This window comes from Caldicoprobacter guelmensis, assembly GCF_016908415.1.
In the GTDB taxonomy this organism is placed as follows: domain Bacteria; phylum Bacillota; class Clostridia; order Caldicoprobacterales; family Caldicoprobacteraceae; genus Caldicoprobacter; species Caldicoprobacter guelmensis.
Genome location: NZ_JAFBDW010000002.1, coordinates 41822 through 55987, shown reverse-complemented (window position 1 = coordinate 55987; position 14166 = coordinate 41822). Strand labels below are relative to the sequence as shown.

At 42.4% G+C, this 14166-nt stretch carries 10 protein-coding genes; 1 reads left to right on the top strand and 9 read right to left on the bottom strand.

Going from position 1 to position 14166, the window contains the following annotated elements; genetic code table 11:
- Window positions 1-255 precede the first annotated feature (255 nt).
- A complete protein-coding gene (locus JOD02_RS02740; RefSeq protein WP_204486711.1) occupies window positions 256-3429 on the bottom strand; it encodes a cell wall-binding repeat-containing protein in 3174 nt (1057 codons plus the stop codon).
- Between the two features lie 143 nt (window positions 3430-3572).
- Here JOD02_RS02740 and JOD02_RS02735 point away from each other — a divergent pair, with 143 nt between their 5' ends.
- Entirely contained in the window at window positions 3573-4667 is a 1095-nt protein-coding gene (locus tag JOD02_RS02735; protein WP_204486710.1) for an IS30 family transposase, read from the top strand.
- Between the two features lie 554 nt (window positions 4668-5221).
- Here JOD02_RS02735 and JOD02_RS02730 read toward each other — a convergent pair.
- The 8 genes from JOD02_RS02730 to JOD02_RS02695 form a co-directional block, all read right to left on the bottom strand.
- Complete coding sequence (locus JOD02_RS02730) at window positions 5222-5890, bottom strand: sugar transferase (RefSeq protein WP_204486709.1); 669 nt, start codon at window positions 5888-5890, stop codon at window positions 5222-5224.
- Window positions 5887-7044 carry a DegT/DnrJ/EryC1/StrS family aminotransferase gene (locus JOD02_RS02725; RefSeq protein WP_204486708.1) on the bottom strand — a complete coding sequence of 386 codons (1158 nt, stop codon included), beginning with the start codon at window positions 7042-7044 and terminating at the stop codon, window positions 5887-5889. The genes JOD02_RS02730 and JOD02_RS02725 overlap by 4 nt, the downstream gene beginning before the upstream one ends.
- A gap of 38 nt (window positions 7045-7082) precedes the next feature.
- Complete coding sequence (locus JOD02_RS02720) at window positions 7083-8312, bottom strand: glycosyltransferase family 4 protein (protein WP_204486707.1); 1230 nt, start codon at window positions 8310-8312, stop codon at window positions 7083-7085.
- 30 nt (window positions 8313-8342) lie between these two features.
- Complete coding sequence (locus JOD02_RS02715) at window positions 8343-9548, bottom strand: glycosyltransferase family 4 protein (RefSeq protein ID WP_204486706.1); 1206 nt, start codon at window positions 9546-9548, stop codon at window positions 8343-8345.
- Between the two features lie 34 nt (window positions 9549-9582).
- Window positions 9583-10338: an N-acetyltransferase gene (locus tag JOD02_RS02710; protein ID WP_204486705.1), complete on the bottom strand. Its 756-nt coding sequence runs from the start codon at window positions 10336-10338 to the stop codon at window positions 9583-9585.
- Complete coding sequence (locus JOD02_RS02705; RefSeq protein ID WP_204486704.1) at window positions 10338-11450, bottom strand: Gfo/Idh/MocA family protein; 1113 nt, start codon at window positions 11448-11450, stop codon at window positions 10338-10340. The genes JOD02_RS02710 and JOD02_RS02705 overlap by 1 nt, the downstream gene beginning before the upstream one ends.
- A gap of 3 nt (window positions 11451-11453) precedes the next feature.
- Window positions 11454-12560: a DegT/DnrJ/EryC1/StrS family aminotransferase gene (locus JOD02_RS02700; protein WP_204487326.1), complete on the bottom strand. Its 1107-nt coding sequence runs from the start codon at window positions 12558-12560 to the stop codon at window positions 11454-11456.
- A 227-nt stretch (window positions 12561-12787) separates the two neighbouring features.
- Complete coding sequence (locus tag JOD02_RS02695; RefSeq protein ID WP_204486703.1) at window positions 12788-14119, bottom strand: nucleotide sugar dehydrogenase; 1332 nt, start codon at window positions 14117-14119, stop codon at window positions 12788-12790.
- Window positions 14120-14166: the final 47 nt, after the last annotated feature.

The following is a 14166-nucleotide window of genomic DNA, read 5'->3' as shown; positions in this document are numbered from 1 at the left end:
TAGCCCGTAACCGTTAAATTGTAGCCAAACAATCCTTATAACACACAGAACAGCTTACCTATTCTGCAGACAGGATATTTGGCGTACAGGGCTACTCGCAACACCCCCAAAATTTGTTTACTTCTTAACATCCACACTGACTGATTATCGCCACTGCAGTAAAGCTTATAATATAAAACACCTCACAGGATCTTTCCTGTGAGGTGTTCAACTCTCCTTGAGATAGGGATTTGACCCCTATCTCCGGTTGTAGTGTTACTTCACAAATACTTTTACTGCTTTGTACAGCCCGTCAATGAAGGCGTTGATCTGGAAGGACTTGCCTATTGTCAGTGTTCCATTGACTGTCACTTTTCCTGTTGAATCAATAGAGACTGTAGCTCCTGTTTCATTGCTGGTTACGACAAATGTTACGTTCTTCCACTCAACATTGTATTGATCTTTTGCAACTACTTTGAACCCTTCAATTCCACTATAGAGATCACCATTGTTCAACTTGTCTGCTGAAATTTCAACTGCTGTAACTTCCTGGTTGTCTTTCATGAATGCCAAGCTCTGAGCTTTAGGCGCTGCCGAGCTGTAAACCACATCTTTTGTTACCGTGTAGGTCTTGCCACCAGCTTCGACAAGTGCAGTAATTGTAGCAGTTTCATCTTTACCATCAGTATTAATGCCGCCTGTCGGCAACTGCGATGTCTTATACCTATATACGTTATCTGTATCCTTCACAATCGGCAAGCCCTTCGTATTTGTCAAGAAAGTAACCATCGTTTGAGGAATTTCAACTTTCTTGCCATCAACTTTCCCATAAACTTTTATTTCTCGGTCATAAGCTACAGGAGCACCAGCACCCGTGTAAAGCTTGCCAGGATCTTCAATTTCAAACTGGGTTATCTTATCTTTATCTACAACAGTGATCGGTACCTCCAGCTCATCCAGTACGGTCGAACCTTTCATCAATTTAACTACATATACATCTGTTCCCGGAGTTGTTTTGGCGAATATATCGTTACCAGTTTCTGTTGTGTTATCAGCAGTAGCCTCTTTTGGAGTTACAGTATAACCGTATGCATCACCTGTGGGAGCACCATAATTTACATTTATCGCTTCTCCATACTGATCCAGGAATTCCACATTACCTACTATAGAAGTCTTCATACTTGTATCGTTAGCCAGCATTGATACAAACGACGACTTCATACCCTTGATAGATGCTGGTACCGGTTCATCAAGTGCGGTTAATGTTAAGCTCTGGAATTTACCAGTTGAGGGTACAACAACAGTAAGAACTACATTCTTTGCTGTTGGTGTTATTTCAATTGTAGTAACACCAGTAACATAATTTGTCTTTGTAGCTAATGTTGCACCATTTGCAGTTAATGTAGCCTGATCATTCATTTTCAACTGAGTACCTGTTGCGTCAATAACTATAACAATATCTTTCAACGCTATTTCATTACCATAAGTATCTACTACTGTTACTGGTAATACAGCTGCTCTATTGATCTTTAATTCAGTTTCAGGAGCTGACAATTGAACTGCATCAATCTTAGCATCTGCCAATACAGTAATCGTTGTGCTAGCAGTTACACCAGTTCCCGCTGCTACTATGGTAATTACTGCAGTACCAGATGTTGCTGGAGTTGGATTTGCTGCTTGTAATTCGATGACTGTAGCACCATTCAAATCTTTAAATCCTTTTGGATTTATAATTGATCTATTCGATGACAGTATATCTACTCCCGCCAAGTCAGTAGCTTTTAATACGTTCCCATACTGATCTTTAATCTCAACAGGAATGTAATATTTAGTTAAGTTGCTATTCAAATTCGTTACATTAATGGGCTTTTTAGCTAAATCAGCATCATCGGTCTTTAGCTCACCAATCTTAATCGATGCCACTTGGGCAGCCTGAGCAACTGTCAACGTTTTGCTAGCTACCACGCCGGTTGCGGGATCAACAACTGTGACTACTACTTTCTCACCAACGGTATATTTACCATCACTATACTCTATTGTTAATACATTTGATTTCAACTCTTTAAAAGCACCTTTAGAAGCGGAAACGTTTGGACTAAAGGAAATTTCTTCACCATACTGGTTTTTAGCTACAACCCCTACTTTTATTTGTTTAGCATCACTTGAAATAACTGCAACATCACTTGTAAATTCAATGGTTGTCAATTTTGCAGCTTCTACTTTCGTTGTAGCAGTTAAAGCTACATCCTTTAACCCAGTGACCGTCACACTGTAGTCTCCACTTGCCAGAGCAACATTAAACTCAATCACGGCCGATTTCTTATCATCAGCAAAGGTTATAGACTTAACAGACGGCTTTACTGTTCCTCTTTTTACTTCAAATTGTGCCTTGTTAGGATCTACTGCTTTGTTGAAAGCCACCTGTAACTTCTTGGCACCAACCGCGCTTACCGACACTATCCTTAACTCTACAGCTTCTTTTGCCTTCTGAGCAAGTGTGCTGCTTATTACTCCCGTGCCGCCGATGACTTTGACTCCGCTGGCTTTGTCAGCGATGAACTTCTCGGCGTCAGCGATCATGCTGTTCTGCTTTACATAAACAATTGGGAGACCCAATACAGAAGCTGCTACTGCATCAACAAAGCTATCACCGTTTACCAGCGCTACTTCCTTGACATCAAACTTTGCAGCCACTGCCAAGCTGGTCAAATATCTGTCATTGCCAGCCACACGTGTGACAGTACCGCTTACCAGTCCTTCAAGCTCATCTTCAACGTCCTCACTTATGATTCCAGTACCACCAACAATTATTACATTCTCGATGCCAAGGTCTTTGATGGCTTTAGCTGTCGTATCACCCACTGCATTTTGGCCTACCAGCAGAATCGGATACTTGTTTACATAAGCAAGAGGACCTGCTACCAATGCGTCTACCAATGCAAGGTACTGCGTTACGATAGCGGTCTTTGAACCTGTATTAGCCTCTTTTGCGACCGCTACAGCAGTCTCAAAACGATTTTGGCCTGCTACTCTCTCTACCTCCAAGCCCATTGCTTCCAATTCAGCTTCCACATCTTCACTTACAGCACCTGTTCCGCCAACTATGTATGCTTTTTCGGCTTTCAATTCTTTAATGGTAGTCTCCACCACATCCGGAAGCTTATTAGCTTCAGTTAATAGAATGGGGGCATCTTTTGCTCCTGCTAACACGCTTGCAGTCAAACCATCAACTACATTGGGAGTGCCATCCTCTGCATCATCACCCCTTACTATAATTACGGCTTCAGCAGTTGTGTATTTCGCTTTTGCTACTGCGCAGGCGGTCTCATAGCGGTTCTGCCCAGCAATGCGGTTGTCGTCGCTGGAAGCATATACCGCACCTATAGATGCGCTGAATACTGCAGTGAATAAAAACACTAATGTGAGCAAGATTGAGAGCCTTCTCTTCACTTTCCTCTCCTCCTCTAGTTTTTTTTTTTTTTAGCGGTTCGTTGTAAAATTAAATGCAACACCTAAAAAATAGTAGAACCATAGTGAGAAATCCTGTATGATATAGATATCCAAAACCACTAAACATACAGGGAGGTCTCACTATGGCTCAACATAATTGTACCACGAAAAGTCGCTCTTTTAAACACCTAAGTGTCTATGAAAGAGGGAAAATTGCTGCCTTGTACAAAGAAGGCAAAAGTATACGCTACATTGCAAAACAACTAAGCAGAGCTCCAAGTACTATTAGCAGGGAAATTAAGCGTGGCACTGTTACTCAGCTTAAATCTGACTTGTCTACTTATGAAGCATACTTCCCCGAAGCAGGGCAGGCAGTATATGAAAAGAGACGGAAAAATTGTGGTGCTAAACTCAAACTACCGCTCGTTAAGGACTTCATCAGATTTGCGGAAGAAAAGATGCTCCAAGAAAAGCCATGGGCTCCGGATACTATAGTGGGGTACTGTAAGAAGGATCCTAGTTGGAAAGATAAGCCTATTGTTTGTACTAAAACTCTGTATAACTATATAGACAGAGGACTGCTTAGAGTACGCAATATTGATTTGTTACTCAAGCCGAGGCTAAAACCCAGGGATAAGACGAAGAAAAGAGAACCTAAACGGATTATGGGTAAAAGCATAGATTTAAGGCCAAAGGAAGTAGAGACGCGGGAAGAATTTGGGCACTGGGAAATAGATACTGTAGTAGGCAAACGTTCTAGTGATGCGGTACTTTTGACATTGACTGAAAGAAAAACCAGGTACGAGCACATATTTCTTCTAGAATCAAGGAATAGTGAAGCGGTAAAGAAAGTGTTTATGGAGCTTAAAGCCTGCTATGGAGAACTGTTTGGGGAGGTGTTTAAGAGTATAACAGCCGACAACGGTTCAGAGTTTAGTGAGCTATCAACTATTCTAGAGAACCTGAAAAGCGAAGCATATTTTACTCATCCTTACTCATCATGGGAGAGGGGAAGCAATGAGAGGCAAAACGGGATTATAAGGCGTTTTATTCCCAAGGGCAAAGCGATAAAAAATATACCATCAACAGAGGTTAAGGAGATAGAGAGATGGATGAATCAATATCCTAGGAAAATACTGGATTACAGTACTGCAGAGCAATGTTTTTACAGAGAGCTATTAAGTATTTGCAGGGAAAAAGGCAAAGTATTAGAGAGGCAGTTTGTTCAAGCAGGCTAAGGTAGTAGTCTGAAGAAGGCCCAATGATAGTTTACAGTTAAGGCCATTTGGCTGGGTGTGCCAAATGGCCTGGAAACAATTATATCATTTGGTTTATGTTGTCAAGGTCGGGTAGTATTTTCTCGCTTACGCTCGAAAATCTCCACCCTTCCCTTGACAACATAAGGTTTTACATTTTAAACAGTAAAAATTTGGATATCTATATCATACTTTTCCTTAAAAAAGTGTTGCATTTAATATTGCAATTTTCATTTTTTTTTTAGCTTACCTGGTTTTCTTACCAGATTCCCTACTTTTTTGTTGCCCACTACTACTGCTACTTTTCGGGAACCAGGTAATAACCAGACAAGCTAAGATTCAATTTAAGTCTCCTCGAATCAGTCTCTATCTCTATTATATGAGATATGAAATTATTGTCAATATATAAATTGGATAAATTTTCACTGGAAAAACTGCAACATTTGTCCAAAATCTAGCCTAAACTCTTGTTTATTTATTAACGCTGTGAATTCTTTATTTCCCTCTGCTTTGAATTTGTAAATGAAAGAGAAACCTTACTTTTTGGCAGCATCAATAAAAGTGACCTTTGTCTTGTCAAACTTAAAAGTTTCTCTATCTGCATCAAACCAATTTAAAATTCTAAAAAAGGTTTTGACAATTATTAGGAAATCTTTCCAGCATGAAGCTTCCTCCGCATATTCTAGGTTAAGCTTTATCTTCTCAGGCATTATTATCTCCACATACGCTTTCTCCGGGTCCTGAAACTGCCCTAAAATCTCGCTCTCATTGGAATACCTTATAGAAGCAGGGTCAGTTATACCAGGCATAATATCCAAAACCTTCCTCTGTTCGAGAGTGTACAATTTAACATATTTTTCTACTTCCGGCCTGGGGCCCACCAGGCTCATCTCACCTTTGAGGACATTAAACAGCTGCGGCAGTTCATCTAGCTTAAATTTTCTCAAAAAATAGCCAACCCGGGTTATTCTAGGGTCTCTTCCTACGGTGATCAAATTCCCCTTCTGTTCCGCACCTACCACCATCGTCCTAAACTTCCATATTTTAAACGGCTTACCCTTATACCCTATTCGTTCCTGAACAAAGAATACAGGCCCCCCATCGTCGAGTTTTATTAATATGGGTATAATTATAAATAAAGGAATAAGAAAAGGCATACCCACCAGTACCCAGAATATGTCAAAAATCCTCTTGCTAATCCTCATCTTTTATACACCTTCACTACATCCAATACTGCTTCGATTACGTCATACACATCATTATCGGTAAGTTTTGGGCAAAGGGGAATGCTAACCATCCTTAAATAATTTGAATAAGCCACAGGAAAATCTTCCGGCTTATAATTATACTTCTTCCTGTAATACGGGTGAATATGAACCGGGATAAAGTGTACAGAGGTTCCTATGTTCCTTTTGGCCAGCTCCTCGATAAACTCGTTCCTATCAATTTTTAATGCTTGGGTATTCAGCCTAAGCACATAAAGGTGCCACGCATGTTCAACGTAAGGACGTTCTACGGGAATCTCCAGCGCTTCTTCTTCGGAAAAATGTTTATTGTACATCTTCACAATTTCTCTTCTCCGTGCTTGAAATCTCTCAAGCTTTTTAAGCTGGCAGATACCTAGACTGGCCTGAATATCGGTCATATTATACTTAAACCCCGGCATTACCACCTCGTAATACCAGCTACCTCCCTTTGAATACCTCCTCCACGCGTCTTTACTCATCCCGTGAAGGCTTATAACCCTGGCCTTTTCAATAAATTCGGAGTCACCGGTCAGCATTCCACCCTCTGCTGTGGTCAAATTTTTAGTTGCATAAAAGCTAAAACACACAGGATTGCTGCTGGAACCGATGAACTTCCCTTTATATTTTGCCGACACCGCATGAGCAGCATCTTCGATGACAAATAAATTGTATTTCTCAGCTATTTCATAAATATAATCCAACTCCACTGGGTGGCCCGAATAGTGCACTGGAATGATCGCCCTGGTACGGGGTGTAATCGCCCTTTCTATCTTTTCAGGGTCAATATTCAAAGTATCAGGTTCGACATCCACCAGTACAGGGCGGGCACCAACATGCTCAATCACATTAACGGTCGAACAAAATGTCATAGGTGTTGTAATTACCTCATCTCCCTGCCCTATACCCAGTGCTATCAAAGAAGTATGCAAAGCAGCAGTACAAGAATTAAGCGCCAGAGCTGCCGGCGCATTAAAATAATTCTTAAACTCATCCTCGAACTTTTTTGTCTTCGGACCTGTAGTAATCCAGTCCGACTTTAAAGTATCTACTACCTCGTCAATTTCTTCTTCACCTATCAATGGAGGAGAAAAAGGAAGAAAAGTATCCCTCATCTTAAACCGCCTCTCTAACCTGCAGTATTTTTTACCTCTTATCCTTTAATTGCTTCAATAAATCGTTTTGCCAACACATTGTAGCTGTGATTTTTGAGCACATATTCTCTCCCTTTCAAGCCCATTGCGTTTCTCTCTTCTGCTGGCATATCCATTATCCTCTTCACAGCCTCCGCAATAGCAATGGGGTCTTCGGGAGGAATAGAGATCCCGCAACCAGATTCCACAACCGGGTCATTTCCTGCTTCAACGGCATGAATGACGGGTTTCCCGGCCATCATATAATCAAAGAGCTTATTAGGGCTTATTCCAAATCTGTACAACCTATTTTTACGCCAGCCAATATACAAGGCATCCATTTTTCTCAACAAATTTGGAATACACTCTTTAGGTACTGGGGGCAAAAATATTACATTCCTAAGTTGGTTTTCTACAACATATTTTTGAATCCTTTCTTTTTCAGGTCCCTGCCCTACAAGGATAAATGCAACAGGCAAATTTTCAAAGTATCTGGCAGATTCAATAAAATAATCCAAAGCATTTGCAATTCCATGAGAACCTGCATAACCTACAATAAAGTATCCCTTCCCTTTTAACCCCTCGATAACCGCCATGTGCTCCGATGGCAGAGGGACATCAAGAGTTTCCCATTCATCCGTATCAATACCATTGGGAATATATGCAAATTTTTCAGGAGCCAGGCCTCTGCTCACCATATAATCTAAAGCCTTAGGCAGTACCGACACAACCCTGTCGGCATGTTTATATGCAAAGTCTTCGGCCTTCTGCAAAATTACGATAAACGGGTGCCATTTCGACATACCTCCCAGCTCCATGGGAGTCAGAGGCCACAGGTCGTGCACCTCAAAAACCAATTTAGCCCCCGAAAAATTGGCGATGCGGTAAGCAGGATAAATATCCAAAGGATAGGTAGAGGAAGCTATCACCGCATCGGGCTTTATATCTTCAGCCACTTTTCTGCTGATTCTAAATAACTTCCACACAAAAGAAAACATATTCATTACCCTTTTTATATTGTTACCCTTGTAGGTCGGCGTTTTGAGCCATACATATTTTATACCATCTATGAATTCTTCTTCAAGCTCTTTTACTACATAAGGATTTTTACTCCTTAAATGTGAGTATGAAGCAGCCACCACCGTAACCTTATGCCCGCTTATTAACCATTCCCTGGCAAGATAATACGGCCTATACTCCATTCCGTGGGTCGGAGATCCGGCGTAATGGTTGATATACAAAATATTCATGCTAACACCTCAATAAATAAGTTGAGATTTTTATAAACCTCTTTTTATCACTTCTTGGTAAACCGATATAATCTTTGAAGCAACCTTTTCCCATGTATAATTTTCCATAACATGTTTTTTTGCTTTTTCACCAACATCCCGTGCTTTTTGAGGATTGTTCAATAAGAACTCCAAAACCTCCGCTAAACTATCAACGTCCTGCGGCCTGACAAGAAAACCCGTCTCACCGTCTTTTATAACATCTTCTATTCCCTCTCCTTGGCAGGCAATTACCGGCTTCCCACATGCCATGGCTTCAAGATAAACTATTCCAAAGCCTTCACTCCAGCTAGGCAACGAAAAGATATCGGCGTTGCACATATACTTTATCACTTCATCATTTGGCTGTTTGCCCAGAAATTCAACATTGCTAATTATACCTAATTTTTCCGATAAATCCAATAAAGAACCTTTCTCCGGCCCATCACCAACCACCAAGTATTTAACATTAGGGTACTTAGGCAAAAGCCTGGATAAAGCAAGTAAATTGAAATCAATTCCTTTTGTTTTAATAAGATTGGACACGCTTAAGATAATCTTTTCACTACCGCAAGTACCAGTATTTTTAGCTGATAAAGCTATCTGCTCAATCCTGTTCTTATTTATCCCATTATTTATTACCCTTATTTTATCAGAAAATCCAATTTCTGCCTCTGCAATTCTTTTCAATTTTCCACTTACAGTAATAACAATATCAGCATTTTCGAAAACCCTGGTCAAAGACTTCCTGCATCCATGCCCTTTATATATCGTATGCTGCAAGTCCTGCCCATGAATGGTTACCACAAAGGGCTTTTTTAATTCTTTGCTTACCAGCATTGCAGCATACCCGTCCGGTAAAGCTACATGGGCATGGATAATATCAAACTTAAAACTCTCGCACAGCTGCCGGATTAACTTCCTTATTCCCCAGTACATCCTTAAGCCTGAAGAAGCAAAAAATACATCTCTCGGAAAAGCCACATACCTGGGATAGTATACCTCCACACCATCACGCACTTCCCTAAACGGTATTTGAGAATACCTATGCCACTTACTGCTAATCTTATTCAACGGAAAAAAAGATAACGGCACGGGGGAAACAACCTTAATTTCGCAGCCCTGCCTAATCAGCTCTTTAACCTGCTCGTGAACAAAAATTCCCGACAAAAAATTAAAAGACGATGGATACATATGGGATAATACCAAAACTTTCATTTTCACAGGTCCTCCAGGCACTCAAAAAAGTTCTTTACTGATTCTCAAGCAGCTGTTCTTCAGGTACATCCCTTATCTCCCTTGCAGGATTGCCAAAGTAAATCTTGCGGGCTTTAACATCGCGCGTTACCACGCTTCCTGCCCCAACAAAGCCTTCCTCTTCTATTACCTTGCCAGGCAAAATAGTAGCCTGTGCCCCTATCCTACCTCCGCGCTTTACTGTCACTCCCTTGAAATATTTAAAGCGTTCCTTGCCTCGCCCGGCAAAATTATCATTGGATGTCACCACGCCCGGTGCTATAAACACATCATCTTCCAGCTCCGAATAGGCAGTAATATAGGCGTTGGTCTCTAATTTGCATCGTTTCCCAATACGGCAGTAGTTTTCAACCGCAACACCGCGGCCAATAATGCTCTCCTCTCCAATAGTTGTCCTTTCCCTTATGGTTACTAGGTCGGCTATCAAGACACGGGAGCTTATATGGCAGCCCCTGTAAATTACAGTTCCCGCACCTATGAGGCACCCATCCCCAATACATGCGGGAGCAAGGTCACTGGAAGAAACCTCCGTACCGGGTTTAACCGCACTTCTTGGAGAACGCATGGGCATCTTCCCAATAATCGTTCCGTCATCTATCCTTACAAAGCTGCCAATCTTCGTACCGGGGTGTATAACCACATTACTCCCAATAACGCAACCGTCACCTATTTCCACATCCTCGTGTATGACTGTAAACATGCCAATTTTTACATCTTTACCTATCCTGGCACTGGGGTGAATATACTGCATTACGACATCCCCCTTCTTTTGTTCACTCCAACCATATCAAGCGTAGAAAAATCCGCCAAAGGAAGCTCGACGGGCAAGCCTGTTTTCACAGACTTGTAGGCCGCCAGTATAATTTCCAAAGCTTTTTTGCCCTCCTCGCCATCAATAGCAGGCCTTCTATCCTCGCGCACAGCTTTAATCATATCTGCAAATAACGGCGCATGGCCAAATCCATAAACGTTATCCGGGTTTTCCCCATACTCCTGCATAACCTGTTGCTCATCATCCAGCCCGTCGCCAAACTTCCATACCTCTATATGGTTGAGTGCAATCCCCCCGAGACAAACTGTCCCTTTTTCCCCAAATATGCTGAGCGTCTCTTCTAAATTACGCGGGAACACGCATACGCTCCCCTCTACAATGCCTATGGCCCCGTTTTTGAATCGGATAATGATAGCCGCGCAATCCTCCCCCTCAATGGGCCTCAAAAAAGTGTCAGCCTGGGCGTACACCGTCTGGGCCTCTCCCAGGAACCACTGAAGCAGGTCTATATTGTGAGTACACTGGTTCATCAAGGCTCCTCCATCCAAAGCCCATGTCCCTCTCCACGAAGCCTGGCGATAATAATTTTCATCGCGGTTCCAGCGAATGGAGGCTACTCCATGAATCAATTTCCCAAAACGCCCCGCTTCGTAAGCCGAGCGCAGCTTTTGCACGGCCAGGTTAAACCTATTTTGAAATGATACGCACAATTTGCGGTTGTATTTCTTCGACGCCTCTATCATGGCATCGGCATCTTTAATGGACAAAGCCATTGGCTTCTCGACAATAACGTGTTTGCCGGCCTCCAAAGCCTCTATTGCAATCCGCGCATGGTAACCGCTTTCGGTTGCAATGTTCACTATTTGAATTTCGGGATCCATAAGGAGCTTCTGATAATCGCTGTATCTCTTTACATCCATTTCCTGCCCCATACAATCGTTATAGCGTTTTACCGCTGCCTCCATCCTTTCGGGTATCAGGTCACATACCGCTTTGAGCAGTGCATCGCTGCTGTTTTTTGCAATACCTTCCACATGTTTTCCCGATATACGGCCGCATCCAATGATGCCAAAATTGATTTTCTCGTTCATTCATTATCCCCTTTCAAAAAATTCCCGTACAGCCTGTATTATGTACTGCTGCTCTTCTTTTTCCAATTCAGGATAAAGCGGTAGGGCCAGCGCTTGCTCACACAGCTCCTCGGCAACAGGGAAATCACCCCTCCTGTACCCAAGCCCTTTATATGCCGGCTGCAAATGTAAAGGCAGCGGGTAATATACGCCACATCCTATACCTTTTTGTTTTAAATAACTGAGCAATTCATCTCGCTTGGAAGTTGCCAGCACATACAAATGATACACGTGGCGGCCGTAAGGAGCTTCGTACGGGGTTTTAAGAGGCAAATCTTTAAATGCCTGAGTATACAGGGCAGCTTTTTCCCGCCTGGCTTCATTCCATTTCTCCAAGTATTTAAACTTCACCCGCAAGATAGCCGCCTGAATTTCATCTAACCGGCTGTTATACCCCAAACATTCATGATAATACTTTTTCGGGCTCCCATGCACTCTCAGCAAACGTATTCTAGCATTTAGCTCGTCATCCGATGTAACCACCATCCCGCCATCCCCATATCCTCCAAGGTTCTTGGTAGGGAAAAATGAGAAGCAGCCTGCATCCCCTATAGAACCAGCAGGCCTTCCCTTGTAGGTAGCCCCTATAGCCTGACATGCATCTTCGATCACTTTAAGGCCGTACTTTTTGGCAATCTCTAAAAGCGGGTCCATGTCCACCATCTGGCCGAATATGTGAACGGGAATAATAGCCTTGGTCCGTTCACTTATTTTTTCTTCAATCTGATTTACATCCATACAGTATGTCAGCGGATCAATATCGACAAATACGGGACGGGCTCCCACTCGCGAAATGCATTCAGCCGAAGCAAAAAAGGTAAAAGGCGAAGTAATTACCTCATCTCCTGGGCCTATACCCAGAGCATCCAGCGTTAAAACCAGCGCATCGGTACCATTGGCCACACCTATACCGTATTTATTCCCTGTATACTGCGCTATTTCCTCCTCCAGCGCCTTAACATTCGGACCCAGAATAAATTGACCGCTTTTGAGGACTTCTTCAATTGAATCATGTAGTTCTTCCTTAATCAACTCGTACTGTTTTGTCAGGTCGATTAATGAAATATTCATCATATCATTACCACCTTCTTACACTATTTTCATTTCCACCCAACAATTTTATCAAAAAACTGTTAAAGCCTGCATATTAAAAACGAGCGATCACAACATCCCACCGCATGATTAAAAACCACCCAAGTAGGCACCGCCATGCTTTACTGCATGGGATTCTTACATAATACACATTACAACAAAATCCAGCAATTACCTGTAAACCAAACGTATAAAAAGCTCAAACTCTATAACTTATATACCTTGTTGGCCGTATCTACTACACCTTTAGTAGCATTTCTTGTATCAAACACCAAACGCGCGTGCTTGACCACCCAATCATAATCTATCACAGTATGCCCGGTAGTGATTATCACCAGATCAGCACTTGATACCGCCTCTTCAGTCAGCTCTATGGAAGCATAATACCTACCTTTCCAGGTAAACTCCGGCACATATGGATCATGGTACGATACAAGAGCAGCTTCTTCTTCCAGCAGGCTTAATACCTTGAGCGCAGGTGATTCCCTTATGTCATCTATGTCGCTTTTATAGGCTACTCCCAGAAGAAGGATTTTAGAGCCGCTCATCGCTTTTTTATGTTTATTCAAAAGCTTCATGGCACGCTCCACAACATATTCAGGCATGTAATTGTTGATTTCCCCTGCAAGTTCAATAAGGCGGGTATGATAATCATACTCTCTTGCTTTCCAGGTAAGATAGAACGGGTCTATTGGAATGCAGTGTCCTCCAAGCCCGGGGCCTGGATAAAAAGCCATAAATCCGTACGGCTTGGTCTTGGCCGCTTCAATAACCTCCCAAACATCAATGCCCATTTTATTGCACAATATAGCCATTTCATTGGCCAGAGCTATGTTTACATGGCGGAATATATTTTCAAGCAGCTTCTCCATTTCGGCCACCCGGGGACTGGATACAGTAAAAACCTCACCTTCCAGCACGTTGCGGTACATAGTGGCCGCGACTTCTGTGCAGTATTTCGTAACCCCTCCAACCACTTTGGGCGTATTCTTGGTATTATACTGCTTATTCCCCGGGTCGACACGTTCAGGCGAAAAGGCCAGGAAGAAGTCCTTCCCGCAAATAAGGCCGGTAGATTCCAGAATGGGTTTCACTACCTCCTCGGTCGTACCGGGATAAGTGGTGCTCTCAAGAACCACCAGCATCCCCCTGTGCAGCCGCTTTGCAATTTCTCGCGTTGAAGCCTCCACATAGGAAATGTCAGGCTGCTGGTGCTTGTCCAGCGGAGTTGGCACGCATATGGCCACCGCATCAACTTCTGAAATACGATCATAATCGGTGGTAGCTTTTAATTTGCCAGAAAAAACCAGTTCTCTTAATTCGGCATCAACTACATCTCCGATGTAGTTGATGCCACTGTTAACCATATCAACCCGCTTCTGCTGTATATCAAAGCCCAAAACTTTATAACCCGATTTGGCCTTTTCTACAGCAAGGGGTAATCCCACATAACCCAAACCAATTACCCCTATTACCGCTTGCTTCTGATTTAATTTATCAATCAGTTCTTGTGCAACTTTATTATCTAAATCGCTCATTTTCATCTTGTCCTCCACTTGTTAATTTACTTATCTCACCCAACAAA